Source organism: Extibacter muris (assembly GCF_004345005.1).
Classification (GTDB): Bacteria; Bacillota; Clostridia; order Lachnospirales; family Lachnospiraceae; genus Extibacter; species Extibacter muris.
Window position 1 is genome coordinate 16,539 of the sequence record NZ_SMMX01000006.1, and the last position, 17,532, is coordinate 34,070.

Genomic DNA, 17,532 nt, shown 5'->3' on the forward strand with positions numbered 1-17,532 from the left:
TCCCCCAATGACACTACTGCGTCCCGTTAAGATATTCCCTTCATCGTCAGCTGAATCCGCTTCTTCTTAAGGTCGACGCTCATTACTTTCACATCCACGATATCTCCGACGCTCACCGCTTCCAGCGGATGTTTGATAAACTTCTTATCCGTTATCTCAGAGATATGCACAAGGCCGTCCTGGTGTACGCCGATGTCCACGAACACGCCGAAGTCGATGACATTGCGCACCGTGCCCTTTAAGACCATCCCTTCTGTCAGGTCCTTCATCTCCAGCACATCCGTCCTCAATATGGGCCTCGGCATCTCATCACGCGGATCCCTGGCAGGCTTCTCAAGCTCTTTCACCATATCCCTGAGTGTAATCTCTCCGACACCGAGCTCTTTTGCAAGCCGGCTGTAGTCCTTGATCGTAAGCGACAGGCCGGTCAGCTTTCCGCCCCTGATATCCTCTATAGAGAACCCTTGCTTCTCAAGCAGCTTTTCGGCCGCCTCATAGGATTCCGGATGTACGCTCGTTGCATCCAGCGGATTGTCACCATTCTGAATCCGCATGAATCCGGCACACTGTTCATAAGCCTTCGGTCCGAGCTTCGCCACTTTCAGCAGCTGCCTCCGGTTCAAGAACTTTCCATTCTCCTCACGGTATGTGACGATATTCTTCGCTATCGTCCCCGTGATGCCCGAGATATAGGAGAGCAGCGGGGCAGAAGCCGTATTCAGGTCCACCCCGACTTTATTGACACAGCCTTCCACGACACCGGAGAGCGTCTCGCTCAGTTTCTTCTGGTTCATGTCATGCTGATACTGTCCTACGCCGATAGATTTCGGGTCTATCTTGACAAGTTCCGCAAGGGGATCTTGAAGCCTTCTCGCGATAGACGTGGCACTCCGCTGCCCTACATCAAACTTCGGGAACTCCTCTGAAGCCAGCTTGCTCGCAGAGTAGACTGACGCACCGGCCTCGCTCACGATGACATACTGTACCTTCTCAGGTATCTCTTTCAGAAGCTCCACGATGAACTGTTCTGATTCCCTGGACGCAGTCCCATTGCCGAGCGATATGAGTGTGATATTGTATTTTTTGATAATTTTCTTGAGCAGGTTCCTGGCTGCCTCCATCTTCTGCGGTGTCGTCGGAGCGGTCGGGTAGATGACCGTCGTGCCGATGACCTTGCCTGTCGGGTCTACGACTGCCAGCTTGCAGCCCGTGCGGAATGCCGGGTCCCAGCCAAGCACCGTCTGTCCCACGATCGGTGGCTGCATAAGGAGCTGCTCCAGATTCTTGCCAAACACTTCAATCGCCCCGTCTTCCGCCCGTTCCGTCAGGTCATTCCTGATTTCCCGCTCGATGGCAGGCGCAATCAGCCTCTTGTAGCTGTCTTCTGCCACCTCTTTCAGAACAGGAGCCGTATATGGGTTGTCCGAGACGATCGTCTTCTTCTCCAGATACCGGATGATGTCTTCCTCCGGCGCTTCTACCTTGACCGTCAGAAACTTCTCCTTCTCTCCCCTGTTCAGTGCCAGCACGCGATGTCCAGCCAGCCTGCTGACAGGCTCTTCAAAATCATAATACATTTCATAGACAGATTCCGCTTTTTCATCCTTCGCTTGAGACACGACGCGGCCTTTCTGGGCTGTGAGCTTCCGTATCCATATGCGGTAATCCGCCTCATCAGATATGCGTTCGGCTATGATGTCTTTCGCCCCGTCCACAGCCTCCTTAACCGTGCCGACTCCTTTTTCCTCATCTACATAAGGCAGCGCCTCTTCTTCCAGAGGATGTGCGAGCTCCTGAGAGAGGATGAGGTCTGCCAGCGGTTCCAGCCCCTTCTCTTTGGCAATCATTGCCCGCGTCCTTCTCTTGGGCCGGTATGGACGGTACAGGTCTTCCACGACGACGAGCGTCTCTGCAGCCAGTATCTGCCTCTTCAGCTCTTCCGTCATATTGCCCTGTTCCTCGATGCTTGACAGCACCTGCTCTTTTTTCTCTTCCAGGCTGCGCAGATACGTAAGCCGTTCAAAGAGCTTGCGGAGCTGTTCATCATCCAGCGTTCCCGTTGCCTCTTTCCTATATCTGGCAATAAACGGGATCGTATTGCCTTCACCGATCAGATTGACCGCGGCGTCCACCTGCCATCTCTTGACGCTTAATTCTTCAGTTATTTTCTGATTAATATCCATGTAAATGTATTCCCCTTTATTTTATATAAGCACTAAGCTATATTGTAATCGAAAAGAAAGCGCTTTTCAACCCGCACCCTTGCTTTATTTGCAATACAGAGTTTACCCTGTTTCATGTTGAAAAATGATCTTTTCTAAATTAGGAGGTAATTCCGTTTTCCAGTACAAGATATTTCACAAATGCATAAAAAAGCGACGAGTTTTTACTCGTCAACTTTTTTCATGCGTTTGACCTGGATTTCATATCCTTTAATGCTTCCAATTCCCCGGCCGTATTGGCATTTGTAAAACTGTGTCCCGACTGCAATGGATACCGCATTGGCTATGGTACAGAATCTTAATCTCTCCTGTCTATGTATGCAATACTATCCAGCGGGATACCCAGTACCTCGGAAATCATCATGCATCGTGTTGTTACCGACCCATTACCCATATCTGAGGTTCCGGTAGTAAATACTATGGTGCCATCCTCGTTCATCTTCATGGTAATGCCCGTGACATCCGGCATAAACGGGAACATGTATGTACCGTGAGAGCCACACCCCATACCGACTCCAATCGGTGAGCTTCCCTGCCGCGTCATATTCGGCAATGGAGACGTGAGTCTCTATTGCGCAATGATCTGCCGCAGGCATTTCAAACGTCTTGTATAGGTGCGGGATGCAGTTTTAAGTGCCGCTTCCTTGCATGAGGATGTGAAGAAAAAAGCATTTTTACATAAAGCATGCACGGAAGCTTCATATCTCCCGTATCTAATCTGTCCGGTCACTTTCAGTGACGCATCACGGACCGGTACACTTGCTCCGAGCATACCATTTTTAGGGATTTCACATGCCATTATTTTTCCCCTCCTCAATTAATAATTCCCCTGCTCATTTCACTGCCGCAACAATCAATATTTCTCACTCTCTAACAGCAGCAGCTTACCTTCCTTAAGATATACTTCATTGGGAATGTTCTGTCTCTTTGCCTCAAACCGGTCTTTTCCAATCTTCCACTGTATAGGTTCTTTCGCGTTTTCACTGGTATAAAATGCTATGTTGTATTCAAACAGGTCTTCTGTTACTCTTGGTCCGCAGACTGGAAATACAAGGTACGGCTCTTCCTGCGGCTTTTCTATCTGGAATTCATGGGCACGGATTGCCACCCCGCTAAGGTTATCCGGAAGCTTCCGCCGCATCTGAAACTTCATATCCCACGCTTTGACATCTGCTGTCCTGTCCCCCTCCTGCCTTGCTTGTGCAATATTCTTGCATCCGGTTAATTTCGCCGCCGCAAAGCTGCCCGGATTATTAAATACTTGTTTCGTATCCCCTTTTCCTTTTACTGCACCTTCATCCAGTATGAACAGCTCTTCACTAAACCGGTAGATTTCATCCCGGTTATGGGACACCATAATAACCGTTCCCCCGTAGTCTTCCAGAATCTCTAACAGCTCCTGCTGCATCTTATCTCTCAGATGGATATCTAAGGCAGAAAAAGGTTCATCCAAAAGCAGGATTCTCGGATTACAGACGAGTATCCTTGCCAGTGCCGCACGCTGCTGCTGTCCCCCGGACAATTGCCGTGGCAGACGATTCCGCAGACTTTCTATCTGGAACCGTTCCATCATCTGTTCCACTTTTTCTTTTCGTTCTGCTTTTGTACCCCGGATGCCGATTCCAATATTTTTTTCCACTGACATCGTGGGAAAAAGCGCATAATTCTGAAAGAGATAACCGATGCTTCTTTCCCGCGGTTTTAAATTTATTTTAGCTTTTGCATCAAAGTAGACATTCTGCTCCACCTTAACAATACCGGCATCCGGCTTTACAATCCCGGAAATGCAACGAAGCGTCATGCTTTTTCCGCATCCCGACGCTCCAAGTATCCCTATTCTCTTACTGTCACTTTTAACATCCACATCCAGCATAAAACCGCCGAAGTCTTTTTTCACACAGATATGTACAGCCATTTATCCATTCTCTTTTCTTTTACCATGGTTCTATATGGTTCATTTGCTTTCCAATTGCGGCATTCATCAGCACGATGATAACGAATGCTATGACCATAATAATCGCCACCCACACACCGGCCGTCAGAAAGTCCCCATCCTGAATGACCATTGCGATTTTCTGGGATATCGTTCCGGTCTTTCCAGCAATGTTTCCCGCCAGCATGGATGTCGCCCCGTACTCTCCCAAGGCTCTGGCAAAGGTCAATATTGTTCCGGCAAAAACCCCCGGCCCCGCCGTCGGTATCACCACTTGCCAGAATATCCGCACATCAGACATGCCGAGGGTACGTCCCGCATAGACAAGATTCACATCAATCTGCTCAAATGCGGCTCTTGCATTGCGGTACATCAATGGAAATGCTATCACGGCAGCCGCCAGTATACACCCGAGAAAACTTTGCACCACTTTTATATCAAAAGTCTCAAATAAATACGCTCCAAATGGACGCCTCGTACTAAAGATAAGCAACAGGAAAAAACCCGCAACCGTAGGTGGAAGCACCATGGGCAGCGTCAATAGGCCATCAACCACCGCTTTCACTGCCGGCCTCGCTTTTATCACTTTTCTCGCTGCAAAAATGCCAAGAAAAAAGGAGAGAACCGTTGCGATAATTCCTGTTTTCAACGATATCCATAACGGACTGAAATCCAGCCCCTTTATAATTTCCCAAAACTCATCCACCGATTTCTCCCCCCTTTTTTATTACCTTTTATTCATATATTTCTACCGTTCCACATCGGTATCAAAGTAGTAGTTGTCAAACACTGCTTTTGCATCATCGGAGAGGATGAATTCGTAAAAATCCTCTGCCGCCTTCATCTGCGTATCATCTGCTTCTTTATTATCCACAAGGCACACCGGATAAATGACATTACCTGTCAAATCATAACTTACTGTCTGCAGAATGTCCAGCTTATCTTCATATCCGTATGTATCGGAATAATAGGTCGTACCGACCTCGCAAGCACCTTCCGCTACTGCAATCAATACTTTGCTTACATTATACTGTTCACTGATCTCCACACCGCCAAGCGCTTCAGATACCTCCGCAGACGTATATTCAGATGCGTCTTCCTTACCGCTTAATACCCCAAGTTTCACAAAAGCTTCTCTCGTATATTTTCCTACCGGCACACTTCCGCCTGCCAGCGCAATACTGGAAGCATCCTGCAAATTTTCTAATCCGGCTACTTTTGTGTCACTGTCTTTTAATGATATCAGGACTACCTGATTATTTACTACATTCGCCCTTGTGCCTGCCTTCACAAGTCCGTCTGTTTCCAATTGATCCATCTGCTTTTGTGCTGCCGAAAAGAAGATATCACATTCGTAACCTTCTTCAATCTGGGTCAGCAGGGTGCCTGAGCTGTCTGCGTTAAATGTAATCTTCACTTCCGGATGTTCTTTATGATAAGCCTCTGCCAGTTCCTGCATGACCGTATTCAAGCTTGCTGCAATAAATACCCGAATTTCCGTTTCTTCTGTTTCCTGCTTTGTGTCTGCCTCTGCCTTGTCACTGCCACTTTTGGATGAGCAGCCTGTAATGCCTGCTGTCATACATAATACCAGTAATACGGAAAATACCTTTTTTTTCATAGCTGAGTTCCTTTCTGCTTTATTCAATAATGTTGATCTCATCTCCCGGCTGAATGTGTCCGCCTTTCAATACCTCGGTAAATACGCCTTCCCTGGGCATAATACAATCCCCCATGACTTTATATATCTCACAATGTGCATGACATTGCTTGCCGATCTGTGTCAGCCGGAGTACTGCATCCCCAACCTGAAACCGGGTTCCTATGGGAAGTCTGCTTAAATCATACCCCTCCACAATCAGGTTTTCACCAAATGCACCGAATTCTACTTCCGCACCTTTCTTTCGGAAATCCTCTATCTTCTCAAAGGATAACAGACTGACCTGCCTGTGCCATTTCCCCGCATGGGCATCTCCCGCAATTCCCCAATCTTCCCGGAGCTCTGCCTGATATACTTCTTGTTTTTGTGTCCCTTTTTTTTCACTGACACATATCCCTTTAATTACGCCCATGTCTATCCTCCTATCTGCCTCATGTCTTTCTTTTCTGTAATCGCCGCTTCCTGCTCAAACTGATGCATTCCTGGTTTATGTATAATCGCTTTTTCAATCTGCCGCCGAACCTTTGCCCGGTCCCCTAACCGAACTGCCTCCTTTACAGAAATACTCTCTCCAAAACAGAGGCATGGCTTCAACTGTCCTGTTGACGTTAAGCGGATACGGTTACACTTGCTGCAGAATTTCCCATGTATTGCACTAATGAATCCAATACTGCCTCTAAACCCGGCTATTTTATAGTAAATGGCAGGGCCGTTCCCATGCAGGCTTTCATCTCGTATGGCCGCCCCAAATTTCTCTTTTATCTTTTCTAAAACAACAGTATTGGCTATTGTCTCATAGGATTTCCCATGCCCTATAGGCATCATCTCTATAAACCGCACATCCAACGGATAGATTTCAGCTAATCTGGCAATGGACTTCCACGCTTCCTCATTCATATCACGCTGCAGAACGGTGTTCACCTTTATCCGAATACCAAGCTCCTGGCTTTGGGCTATTCCTTTTAAAACAGCGGGAAGAGCATCAAACCCGGTGATCTCACGATAGTTCTCCTGGTCTAATGTATCCAGGCTAACGTTAATCCCATCGATACCGGCCTTTTTTAAGTCCCCGGCATATTCCGGCAGCAGAACTCCATTCGTCGTAAGAGTCACCTGTGTAATTCCGGGGATCCTCTTCAGGCTGTGTACCAAAGACACGCAGTCTTTTCTTACAAGCGGCTCTCCCCCTGTTATCTTAAGCTTATGGATACCGAGCGCTGCGGCCTCTTTGCAGATCAGTTCAATCTCATCCAACGTAAGAATCTCATCTCTTGGCAAAAGTTCTATACCGTCAGGCATACAATACCTGCATCTTAGATTACAGCGGTCAGTAATAGACAGGCGCATATAATCTATTTCTCTTTCATATGTATCTTTCATAATCCGGCCCCTTTACCAAAACCACAATTTGGATATGTACACACATCACAGGATAAACACAGGCCGCCTTCTCCCATGCTGATAAAATCCGATGCCGCAAGCCTCTCCCCCGCCAGCACCCTCGGCAGTATTAAGTCAAAAATGGTTCTTTTCGCGTACATCACACAGCCCGGCAGCCCAATGACCGGCACTCCATTTTTACCGTAGGACAAGAGAAACATCGCTCCCGGAAGCACCGGTGCACCATAGGTGATAATGTGAGCGCCTGTATTCTTTATTGCAAGCGGGGTGCGGTCGTCCGGGTCTACGCTCATCCCTCCGGTACAAATAATCATATCCATTCCATTTTTCTGCATCTTTAAAATCGCCGCGGTAATCATCTCATGATTATCATCACAAATATCGTGCATAACCATCCGGCTTCCATACTCTTTTAATTTTTCTTCCAGAACAGGGGTAAATGCATCTTTTATTCTTCCTTTATACATTTCGCTGCCTGTTGTAATTACACCCACTTTTTTAGGCTCAATTGGCAAAATTTGAAAAACAGATCCTCCTTTCCCTGCTTCTTCCGCCTTTTCTAATTTTTCTTTCTCTATCATCAGCGGAATAATCCTCGTACCTGCAATCTTATCTCCCTTTTTTATAGGAAAATCACCATGCCTTGAGGCAATCATCATCTCGCCCAATGCATTGATCTTGTGAAGCTTTGGACGGTCTATCTTCAATAAACCATCACAATCGGCAATCAGTTCAATCTTCCCTTCTTTCACTTCACTGCCATGCATGTGATTTCCTTTGCAAATATGATATAAGACAGCCGCCGCATCATTTTCATGTATCACATGTTCGCTGTTTTCCCAAATATACAGATGCTCCTTACCGACGCTTAACAGAAGCGGAATATCCTCTTCCCGCACAATGTGTCCTTTCCGGAACACCGCATCTTTCGTCACACCCGGTATAATCTGTGTAATATCATGGCAGAGCATATGTCCGACTGAATCTTCTGTCCTCACCATTTTCATATATATAATCCCCCTCCGTCATTGGCCGTCTACGCTTATATAATCCCCGCTCTTTCCGCCGGTTTTCTCCAGCAGATGGATATCTGTCATTACCATGCTTTTATCCATGGCCTTACACATATCATATATGGTCAGCAGCGCCACACTTACACCTGTCAGCGCCTCCATCTCCACACCTGTCTTCCCGTCTGTTTTGACGGAGCAGACTGCCCGTATTTCACTGTCTTCCTCGTTGATGTCAAAATCAATGGTGCATTTCCGGATAAGAAGTACGTGACACATTGGGATGATTGCCGCCGTCTGTTTCACTGCCATGATTCCTGCCACTTGGGCCACCCCAAGCACATCTCCTTTTGCAGCAGACTGCTGCACAACAGCGAGGATAACTTCGGGTTTTGTCTTAATAATTCCGGCCGCCGCTGCCGTTCTGTCCGTCACCTTCTTTTCAGATACATCTACCATTATCGCATTTCCTGCATTGTCAAAATGTGTAAATTCGCTCAACGTATTTTACTCCTGACTATTCATATTTTCAAATAACTTCTGCGCATACTCTTTAATCTGCCTGTCCACTTCCGAGTACACTCTCATCAATTCTTTCCCCTGTTCCGTCACGATACAGCCGCCGCCGTTTTTCCCGCCGTGAAGTCTATGTACCAGCGGAAAGCCAAGTTCCTTTTCCGCTGTGTTCAGAATTTTCCATGCTTTAGAATAAGAAATCTTTGAAATTCTGCATGCATCCTTCATGGTTCCCGTTGATACCAGCTCTTTTAAAAGCATGGCAACTCCCGGTCCGAAAAACACATTGTCCCCAGCCATTCTTACAGTAATTACGGGACGATACCGCGTCTTATTTCCTGACTTTGCCTCCATTTTTCTTCTCCTCTATCCTGAAAGTTTTCCTGCTGCCCGCTTACATATCAGTTCTCCTGCAATACTGACCGCAATCTCTGCCGGTGTCTCTGCCTTGATGGCTGTACCAATCGGCATGTGGCACTTACCGATCTCCTCTTTCGTATACCCATCATTCAACAGTCGCCCGGACACATAAGCAATCTTATTACGGCTACCCATAATTCCCATGTAGAATGGATTATACTTTAGAAGCTGCGTCTGCACCTCATAGTCATACTGATGCCCTCTCGTCATAATTACCACATAGTCACAACTTTTAATATGAATATGTTCTTCCAGTTCATCATAGTCGCAGACCAGCGTCTCTACAGCATCCGGGAACCGCTCTTTGCTGGCAAATTCCCTGCGGTCATCTGTAACAAAGCACTGAAAGCCCAGATGGGATAAAAGAGGCACCAGCTCCTGTGCCACATGTCCTCCGCCAAAGACATAGACAATCCCGGTTTCTTCCAATGATTCTATATAATAATTACCAGAGCCGGTTTCTAAATAAGCAGGCTTATTTTTCATCAATTTTAAAATCTCTTCATACTCCTTATGGCCTGCCGCTTCCTCTTTGGTCATTACACGCATATCCCAGGTGTCTGCGTCTGTCACATGAAGCAATAACCACGCATCCTTTGTCTTCCCACACTGTGTAATGACTGCTTCCATGCACGGAATATCCTTCTTGCATAAGTACTGGAACAATACTTGTACCTGCCCACCGCATACCATACCCATATCCGCAATATCCGATTGTCCCAAGTTATATCCGGTCATAAAGGACCGCTTTCGCTCCAGCAGCTCTCTCGCCTTCATTGCTGCATGGTATTCCACATTGCCGCCGCCGATAGTTCCTGACATCTCCCCGTCCCTGGACAGCCACATCCTTGCACCAGCCCCTCGGGGAACAGAACCCTTTCCGGCGATGATCGTGACTAAGATCACATCTATATCTTCCTCTGATTTTCGTTTTATCTGTCTAAATGTTTTTTCCATATTATCCTCCCGAGTGTTTTCACAAAACAACTCGTTGTTTTATTATCATATCACGTTATTTTTTCAACTGCAAGAACAGTTTTATTCGCAATACAGAGTTCACTCTGTTTCGTTGAAAAACAAAGTTCCATATGCTATACTTGGACTAAACGGAAACGTACATATCAAGAAGGGATTATTCTATACTATGAATGAGATAAATGAAACACAGGAACTGTCCAAGCAGCAGCTAAAGTCAAAGGAAACGAAGGCCAGGATATTCCGTGCCGCCAAGTCTATCTTGAAAAAGCAGGGATATGAGGCGCTGTCAATCAAAAACATATGTGAGGAAGCCGGTGTCTCTAACGGCAGCTTCTACCACCACTTTAAGACAAAGGACGATCTGCTCTCCTACTATATCGAAGAGCAGCCGAGCATCAATCCCGACTACCTCGACCTTCCGGGCAATACAGAGGAAGCCAAGACGACCATCGTCCATGTGTATCTGAATTATGTGACCTACTGCAGGGAGCTCGGCGTGGAGTTCATGTCCAACTACTATACGCCTAAGAACCAGTCGCTGAACCCGCTCATACGTACGGAACGCCCTTATCCGATCGTAACAGTGCGCAACTATCTGGACAAGGCGATCAAGGCGGGCATCGTCACCCCCCGCACGAGCCTTGACGATATCACCACAGACATCCGGATAATCGTCATCGGCAACGTATTTGAATGGTGTCTCAAAAGCGGCAAAGCAGACTTCGAGGGCAACATGCGCCGCTCGCTGGAGACATATCTGGACGGGGCGCTGTAAACTTTCTTACCAGTCAGGAGGCCATACATGTATACTTTCATCGTCAACCCAAATGCCCGCTCCGGACTTGGACACAAGGTCTGGAAAGATATTGAACGCTCGTTAAAGGAAAGCGGCGCAGATTATCAGGCATATCTGACAAGATACCAGCGTCATGCCACCAGTATCGCCAGAGAGCTTACCTGCCACCGGAGGCCATGTACGCTTATCGTGCTCGGCGGCGACGGCACCGTCAATGAGGTCATGAATGGTATCACAGATCTGAGCCAGGTGACATTCGGCTATATCCCCATCGGCTCGAGCAATGACTTCGCCCGCGGCCTCGGACTGTCTACGGATCCCCTGACGGCACTCGGGCATATTCTGGCGCCGTCCAAATATACATATATTAATGTAGGAGCCATGTCCTATCAAGGTAAGAGGCGGCGTTTCGCGGTAAGCACCGGTATCGGCTTCGATGCGGGCGTCTGCCATCAGGTCGTGGTCTCCCGCCTGAAAGTCCTGTTGAACAAGATAGGGCTCGGCAAGCTGTCTTATGTCGGAGTCGCATTGAGTCTGATGATGTCCCTGAAACCGGGTAAAATGACCGTCACGCTTGATGACAGCCGGAAGATGGAATTTGAATCCGTCTATTTTGCCGTTGCCATGAACACGCGTTACGAAGGAGGAGGCTTCAAATTCTGCCCGGATGCCGACCCCTCGGACGGCCTTCTCGATGTCATCGTGATTGCCAACATGTCCAAGCTGAAGGCGCTGGCCCTCCTTCCCACTGCCTTTAAGGGCTGTCACGTCCGCTTCAAAGGGATACATATCTTTACTTGCAGGAAGGCGGATATCGTGAGCAGGACACCGCTTCCGGTCCACACGGACGGAGAACCGATCTTCCTCCAGAGGCATATATGCGCCTCCCTCGAGCCCCAGAAAATGAAACTCATATTATCTTAGATTAAGGAAAGGGATTCCGCCGTTATGTATATGATACCTGTTATCTTCCTTCTTATCCCCCCGCTCTACTTCTTTGCCGTCTGGCCACGTACCTCGAGGAAAGGGCAGATGCGGCGCTATGAGCACACGCTTTTTGCCCACCGGGGATACCACTGTATATCACGGGGCATCCCGGAGAACTCTCTGTCTGCTTTTCGGGCTGCTGTTAAGAAGGGATATGGAATTGAACTGGATGTCCATCTGACCCGGGACAGGAAGCTGGCCGTGTTCCACGATGACGACCTGCTGCGCGTGTGCGGCAGCAAGGAATCCATAGAGGATCTCACATACGAAGAACTGGGACGATACTGCCTGTCTGGCACGAAAGAGCATATCCCCCTGTTCACAGACGTGCTCTCTCTCGTCAACGGCCAGGTGCCGCTGCTCATCGAGATGAAGATTCCCTCTTCTGCAACCGATATCTGCAGCGTGTTATATGAGACGCTGAAAAGCTATCACGGGCCTTTTCTTGTCCAGTCTTTCAACACGATGGGGATACGCTGGTTCAAGCTGCACGCGCCAGACGTGCTGCGGGGGCAGCTGTCTGATAACCTGACGAAAAAGAAGAGCAGAGAACCGTGGCTTCTGCGGTTTATGGTGCGCTATCTTCTCACCAATTTTCTCGGAAGGCCGGACTTCATCTCCTACAAGCTGGCAGACCTCCCGAATCTCAGCGTATCTGCCCTCCGCTCTCTGACCCATACCCCTGTAGCCGTGTGGACGCTGCGTACAGAAGCCGCTCTTGCAGAAGGGATCCGCTGCTACGATATGCAGATATTTGAAAAACAAAATGAAAATTATTAACAAATTATATATGTCTTTTTGACTATCTTTTTATATCTTCACAAATGTCCGCAAAGCCTTATTTTATCGGCTCTACGGGCATTTTGCTTTTGTGGTAAACCTCACATATCTAGGTCTATCTTCTTATATTTTCCCTGTCAATCGTGGTTAAAATCGTGGTAAATACTTTTTATGCGATTAGACGCTGAACCTCTGATTTTGCGGTATCTATGGACGCATGAGCGTACCAGTTCATTGTGATACTGATATTTGAATGCCCCATGATATACTGTAAATCTTTCGGGTTCATGTTCTTGTTTGCCAACTTTGTGCAGAACGTATGGCGTAACGTATGCGGTGTGATATGTGGCAAGGGGTTATCTTTATGGTGCTTGTTGTATTTCTTTACCATACGGACAAAAAGCATAGTGTAATCAATGGCAACTTTGGGCTTGCCTTTGTGATTGACAAATAAGAAGTTGCCCCGTCCGTCAACTACAAATGGTTCTGCCTTTGGGCGTTTCTTCATAATCCGTTGAAATGCCTGTATCGTTTCTTTGCTTAATGGTACTTGCCTTATTCCGCTTTTTGTCTTAGGCGTTTCAATATAATAGCCCTGTTCCTTGCTTTTTAATAACTGGTGGTCGATAATGACAACTTCATTCTTGAAATCAATATCATCTACTGTCAGTCCGCACAATTCCGAGATACGAAGTCCTGTCTTTAACAGTATCAGCACATCATCATAATACTTGTGATATACGTTGTCCGTCTTGATGAATGACAGTAAGGTTTGTTCCTGTTCTTCTGTCAATGCGACTTTCTCTTTGGTATCATTTTCTAGGACTTCACTCAACTTGAAATCAAAAGGATTTTTCCTTACGCAATCGTCTTGTATAGCGATATAGAATGACGCTTTTAACGAGCGTTTATGGTTGTTAATGGTATTGTAGGAAAAGCCTTTGTCTTTCATGCGTAACGCCCATTCCTTAGCGTCAGAGGGTTTGATTGTGTCAATGCTCCTAGCACCTAACTTGTCCTCTTTCAATAACCGCATGAGCTGTTCCCGTTGCTTCTGTGTGCTTTTCTTCACGTTTGCCCTCTGTGCGTTCTGTTTGGCGTAGAGTTGGCAAAGCGTCATTTTCTTGCCTGTGCTGTCGATACCGTCCTCTATATCCCGTCTTATCTGCTGTTCCAGTTCTCGAAGTGAGGTTTTTTCCCGTTTCCCCTTTGGTGTCGGGTCTGTGGGTGTCAATCTCCAAGCATACACATATTTTGTGTTCCCAAATGCGTCCACATATTTATATAAATATTTCCCGTCTGTTCGTTGGCTCTCTCCAGTATACAGGATACGTCCTTTGTTATCCCGTCTTTTTTCTTTCATGGTATCTGCTCCTTTCCTTGTTGGAAAGAGCCTTGATATGACTTGTGTTCATCATAACACATACAAGGCTCATTTGCATTAGATTGCGTCCAATTTATCAATGACCTTTTCAAACTGTCGGCGTTTAATCTGTATGCGATTGCCATTCATAATGAGCCAGCCAGCGTCCTTGTTTTCCTCTGCCAATCGTCTTAACTTGTTTTCTCCGATACGGAAATACTTTGACGCTTCTTCAATGGTAAGGGTGTATTTTTCCCATACGGGAATATCCTGTGCATTACTCATAAAACACCCCCTCACTTTCAATCACTTCGGATATATCCATACACATCTGCAAGACCGTCATTTCCTGCTTTTCCGACAGCTTGGAATTCTCGTCAATCTCTTTCATATAACTTGTGCCTGTCAGCCTGTCGATTTCTTCTAACATGACGAGTGAGGGCATGACCTGTCTTTCCAGCCATGACAAAGTACGCTCTAAATTGACAGGTACGGGGTTCATTTCAAGAGGCAGGCTGTCATGGGAAATGAATATCTCCCACAATGAATAGTCGGGAAAATCTACAAAGTCAGTAATCAGATAAAAGACCAGCTCACGAGGATTCTGTGTCAATAACAGTTCCTCTACTGCCTGTACCGCCTTTGTGCTACGCAGACGGATTTCAAAGCGGTTTTTAATATCCGTTTTCTTGCCCTTTGCCTGTTGTTCCTTATCCTTTTCATACAGACAGAAATATTTCGTACTTGACTTTGAGCCGATATAAAGAGTGTTTGCGGACTGGCGATTTTTTCCGCCTAGCCTGCCACTATGGACACTTTCAAAACTTTTTGAGCGACATTCCGTATTTCCCCTGTGGTATTTTTCAGACAGGACAGGAATATCCAGCAGACCGCACATATCATTGACCGCTAAATCAATACGCTTGATGATACCGCCCAAATCAAGACAGTGGTTTAGAAACATATACCAGTCCCTATGCTGTGCCTGTAAGACGTACTCCATATTGCGTGAGCCAGTTCCTTTCAATTCCACGAATACGCCCATGTGTTCATCATCAGATACCATGACCTTGATTTCTCCATAGGCATAATGTTCCTTATATCCATAATACCCGTAGTCATAATGGATAAAGTATCTTGCTTTTATTCCCAGCAATTTTCTGATGATAGCCAGTCCGTCCGTGGTCGGGAAACGGACAGCGAGATAGTCAATCCATAAAGTAAATGGCTTTTCGCAGATACAGTAATTCAAAGAACGCAGGATAATGTTCTGTGTTTCCCTGCTGGCGTTGGCTTTTCCGTTCTCAAAGCGGTTGATACTATATCTTGATACATGGGTAAGACCTGCAAGTTCTCCTTGTGAAAGACCGCTGGCAAGACGCTTGTTCTTCATTTCAAGTGCAAATTCTAAGTTGTTCATTGTATTCCTCCAATCCCACAATAGCCTTGAAATACCTGTAAACCAACTTTCAAAAGGTGTGATATGCACTATCTTCTTAAAACTCCTCATAACTCCTTACAGCTTTGGGGTTGTATGGTTTTTTACTTGTTTTTTGTGAAATAGTGCCCCCCTGTTAGAGAACGGGGGCACTGGGCTCGCCACAGGCTCGCCCGACGCTGTCGCTTTCCGACAAGTCGGAACGCTTAAAAAATCTGGGAGATTTTCCAGCGACACGACAGCGTCTGTCTGTTTGTCTTATCCATGCCATATCAACCGTTATTCAATCTCATAAGTTTAATAGAATAGATTATCCAATCTTGAATAAGTTTACAATTCAATCTAATAGGCTTAATTTGTTTTACAAGACTATAATAATCACTCTATGCTTATTTGTCAACAACTTTTTATTGACAAAATGAATTTAATTAAGTATGATAGGCTTATAAGCAGAAAGATTTAACGGAATATGGAGGGCTATGCCATGAAATACAGACTTTTAGGAGAGAATTTACAGACCATAAGAAAAGCAAGGGGAATGAAACAGCAGGAGCTGGCAGACCAAATCGGTATCAATATGCAGAGCCTGTCCAAGATTGAAAGAGGGCTGAACTATCCGACCTTTGAAACGCTGGAAAAGATAATGAACGCATTAGGGATTACGCCGAATGAACTGTTATCGGGGGAATGGTCGCATACAGACCATGCAGAACCGTTTCTCATAGACGTTATCCGACGTGAGGCGGATTTTGACGTGTCTTTAGATACCCTGCATGAGAATGAATATTTCCAAAGTCATGAGCAGTGGCAGTATTACATGAAAGACAAGCTGGCGGAGTATGTCCGAAATTATTTAGACGATACGAAGACTTCCATTGAGGAACTGCTGGAACTCAAGCAGTTAGTCCAGCGTCAGAAAACAGAGCGACTGTTGAAGATGTACAAGGAACTGCACAGCCTTGACCGCTACGGGGAACAGCCACAGGGGTATGTGTATGACAATCCGTATGATGATGAACAGCTAAGGGAACTGGCAGACATCGGCAGAAAGCGAAATATTCCCGATGTATCGCCACAGTCTGATTTTGATGAGGAAGATTATAAGCATTACCTAGAGGAAATCGGTTTCGCAAAACCGAGGAGATAGTGTTTCCTCTTTACTAAAGATACAGAAATCTAAAAAGCCCGATCAAGAGTGCAAAGCACCACCTATGGTGGCAGGCTCTTGACAGGGCTTTTTATTTTCTGTGTTGGGTAATCAAGAGGAACAAAGGGGGAGTGTATTTTTCAAAAATGAACGCTTTTTAACTTCTGATTTTTAATAACGAACATCTATTGAAATCATTTTTAATTTCCCATATCATGTAGTCATGGAGGTGATATTGTGCAAGTAAAAAAAGAAGAAATAAGACAAACAATCATAGATGTAGCGACAAATGAATTTATGAGAATGGGGTATGAAAATGTATCTATGAGAGTGATTGCGTATAAGGCAAACACTACGATTGGGAACATATATCACTATTTTAAAAACAAGGAAGTTTTATTACAGACAATTCTTATACCCGTTTTTGACAATATTGAGAATTTGATGAAACAGCATTTTGAAAATGAAATAAAATGTCCTCTGACACAAAAGGAAGCTTTATACTATGCAGAACACTTAGAAGAATTTTTTGATAAAAGCGAATTGAGAGGTTTTCTTGATAAACGTATCGTTATCATATTGAAATTAGAGAGTTCATCTTTACTAGAAAGAAAAGAAAAATTCATAGAAGAATTGCAGGAGCATTTACAGCAACATATTCGCATGAAAGATGACGCTCACTATTCTAAAATCGTAATTGATGTATTGGCAGACTGTTTAAAACACGTCTTAATCGAACATGACAATATCAATGACGCTAAAGCAGAGTTTATAAAGTTATTCCGCTTATTCTGTACTGGCTTTATTGGTCAAATGAAGTAAAAACGCTTGCATAATTTCTGTTCTTTTATGTACGTGTTTTTCTTATGCTCTTTTTTAAG

General features: G+C 45.7%; 20 protein-coding genes. 5 read left to right on the plus strand and 15 right to left on the minus strand.

Features of this window, described 5'->3' with window-relative positions; translation table 11 throughout:
• Positions 1–26: 26 nt before the first annotated feature.
• The 12 genes from E1963_RS08425 to E1963_RS08480 all read right to left on the minus strand — a co-directional run bounded on the left by E1963_RS08425 (position 27) and on the right by E1963_RS08480 (position 10,119).
• Positions 27–2,183: a Tex family protein gene (locus E1963_RS08425; RefSeq protein ID WP_132277096.1), complete on the minus strand. Its 2,157-nt coding sequence runs from the start codon at positions 2,181–2,183 to the stop codon at positions 27–29.
• Positions 2,184–2,520: 337 nt separating this feature from the next.
• The gene (locus E1963_RS08430; protein ID WP_243117645.1) at positions 2,521–2,766 is read right to left on the minus strand and encodes a molybdopterin cofactor-binding domain-containing protein; all 246 of its coding nucleotides are present in this window, start codon (positions 2,764–2,766) and stop codon (positions 2,521–2,523) included.
• Positions 2,767–2,790: 24 nt separating this feature from the next.
• Positions 2,791–3,021, minus strand: a complete 231-nt coding sequence (locus E1963_RS08435) for a hypothetical protein (RefSeq protein ID WP_132277098.1) — start codon at positions 3,019–3,021, stop codon at positions 2,791–2,793.
• A gap of 54 nt (positions 3,022–3,075) precedes the next feature.
• A complete protein-coding gene (locus E1963_RS08440) occupies positions 3,076–4,137 on the minus strand; it encodes a sulfate/molybdate ABC transporter ATP-binding protein (RefSeq protein WP_132277100.1) in 1,062 nt (353 codons plus the stop codon).
• Between the two features lie 19 nt (positions 4,138–4,156).
• The gene (modB, locus tag E1963_RS08445) at positions 4,157–4,861 is read right to left on the minus strand and encodes a molybdate ABC transporter permease subunit (protein WP_132277102.1); all 705 of its coding nucleotides are present in this window, start codon (positions 4,859–4,861) and stop codon (positions 4,157–4,159) included.
• A gap of 42 nt (positions 4,862–4,903) precedes the next feature.
• Positions 4,904–5,776, minus strand: coding sequence for a molybdate ABC transporter substrate-binding protein (gene modA / locus E1963_RS08450; RefSeq protein ID WP_132277104.1), 873 nt, complete (start codon positions 5,774–5,776; stop codon positions 4,904–4,906).
• A 19-nt stretch (positions 5,777–5,795) separates the two neighbouring features.
• Positions 5,796–6,227: an MOSC domain-containing protein gene (locus tag E1963_RS08455; protein ID WP_132277106.1), complete on the minus strand. Its 432-nt coding sequence runs from the start codon at positions 6,225–6,227 to the stop codon at positions 5,796–5,798.
• Between the two features lie 2 nt (positions 6,228–6,229).
• Positions 6,230–7,195 (minus strand): GTP 3',8-cyclase MoaA, encoded by a 966-nt coding sequence (moaA, locus tag E1963_RS08460; protein WP_132277108.1) that lies wholly within the window; start codon positions 7,193–7,195, stop codon positions 6,230–6,232.
• Complete coding sequence (locus E1963_RS08465; RefSeq protein WP_132277110.1) at positions 7,192–8,223, minus strand: molybdopterin-binding protein; 1,032 nt, start codon at positions 8,221–8,223, stop codon at positions 7,192–7,194. The genes moaA and E1963_RS08465 overlap by 4 nt, the downstream gene beginning before the upstream one ends.
• An 18-nt stretch (positions 8,224–8,241) precedes the next feature.
• The gene (gene moaC / locus E1963_RS08470; RefSeq protein ID WP_132277112.1) at positions 8,242–8,727 is read right to left on the minus strand and encodes a cyclic pyranopterin monophosphate synthase MoaC; all 486 of its coding nucleotides are present in this window, start codon (positions 8,725–8,727) and stop codon (positions 8,242–8,244) included.
• A gap of 6 nt (positions 8,728–8,733) precedes the next feature.
• Entirely contained in the window at positions 8,734–9,096 is a 363-nt protein-coding gene (locus tag E1963_RS08475; protein WP_132277114.1) for a winged helix-turn-helix domain-containing protein, read from the minus strand.
• A gap of 12 nt (positions 9,097–9,108) precedes the next feature.
• On the minus strand, positions 9,109–10,119 hold the full coding sequence (locus tag E1963_RS08480; protein ID WP_132277116.1) for an XdhC family protein: 1,011 nt from the start codon (positions 10,117–10,119) through the stop codon (positions 9,109–9,111).
• A gap of 187 nt (positions 10,120–10,306) precedes the next feature.
• Between E1963_RS08480 and E1963_RS08485 the strand changes: the two genes are divergently transcribed.
• The 3 genes from E1963_RS08485 to E1963_RS08495 are packed head-to-tail and all read left to right on the plus strand — an operon-like array spanning position 10,307 to position 12,703.
• Positions 10,307–10,915 carry a TetR/AcrR family transcriptional regulator gene (locus E1963_RS08485; RefSeq protein ID WP_132277118.1) on the plus strand — a complete coding sequence of 203 codons (609 nt, stop codon included), beginning with the start codon at positions 10,307–10,309 and terminating at the stop codon, positions 10,913–10,915.
• 27 nt (positions 10,916–10,942) lie between these two features.
• Positions 10,943–11,860 carry a diacylglycerol/lipid kinase family protein gene (locus tag E1963_RS08490; protein ID WP_132277120.1) on the plus strand — a complete coding sequence of 306 codons (918 nt, stop codon included), beginning with the start codon at positions 10,943–10,945 and terminating at the stop codon, positions 11,858–11,860.
• Between the two features lie 24 nt (positions 11,861–11,884).
• Entirely contained in the window at positions 11,885–12,703 is an 819-nt protein-coding gene (locus E1963_RS08495; protein WP_132277122.1) for a glycerophosphodiester phosphodiesterase, read from the plus strand.
• Positions 12,704–12,872: 169 nt separating this feature from the next.
• Here E1963_RS08495 and E1963_RS08500 read toward each other — a convergent pair whose 3' ends face one another.
• The 3 genes from E1963_RS08500 to E1963_RS08510 all read right to left on the minus strand — a co-directional run bounded on the left by E1963_RS08500 (position 12,873) and on the right by E1963_RS08510 (position 15,486).
• On the minus strand, positions 12,873–14,066 hold the full coding sequence (locus tag E1963_RS08500) for a site-specific integrase (RefSeq protein ID WP_132277124.1): 1,194 nt from the start codon (positions 14,064–14,066) through the stop codon (positions 12,873–12,875).
• 78 nt (positions 14,067–14,144) lie between these two features.
• Positions 14,145–14,351, minus strand: a complete 207-nt coding sequence (locus E1963_RS08505) for an excisionase (protein ID WP_009009528.1) — start codon at positions 14,349–14,351, stop codon at positions 14,145–14,147.
• Positions 14,344–15,486 (minus strand): XRE family transcriptional regulator, encoded by a 1,143-nt coding sequence (locus E1963_RS08510; RefSeq protein ID WP_132277126.1) that lies wholly within the window; start codon positions 15,484–15,486, stop codon positions 14,344–14,346. The genes E1963_RS08505 and E1963_RS08510 overlap by 8 nt, the downstream gene beginning before the upstream one ends.
• Before the next feature lie 502 nt (positions 15,487–15,988).
• Between E1963_RS08510 and E1963_RS08515 the strand changes: the two genes are divergently transcribed.
• Together E1963_RS08515 and E1963_RS08520 are read left to right on the plus strand one after the other, a co-directional pair.
• Positions 15,989–16,651: a helix-turn-helix domain-containing protein gene (locus E1963_RS08515; protein WP_201272020.1), complete on the plus strand. Its 663-nt coding sequence runs from the start codon at positions 15,989–15,991 to the stop codon at positions 16,649–16,651.
• A gap of 237 nt (positions 16,652–16,888) precedes the next feature.
• Positions 16,889–17,473, plus strand: a complete 585-nt coding sequence (locus tag E1963_RS08520; protein ID WP_132277130.1) for a TetR/AcrR family transcriptional regulator — start codon at positions 16,889–16,891, stop codon at positions 17,471–17,473.
• Positions 17,474–17,532 lie beyond the last annotated feature (59 nt).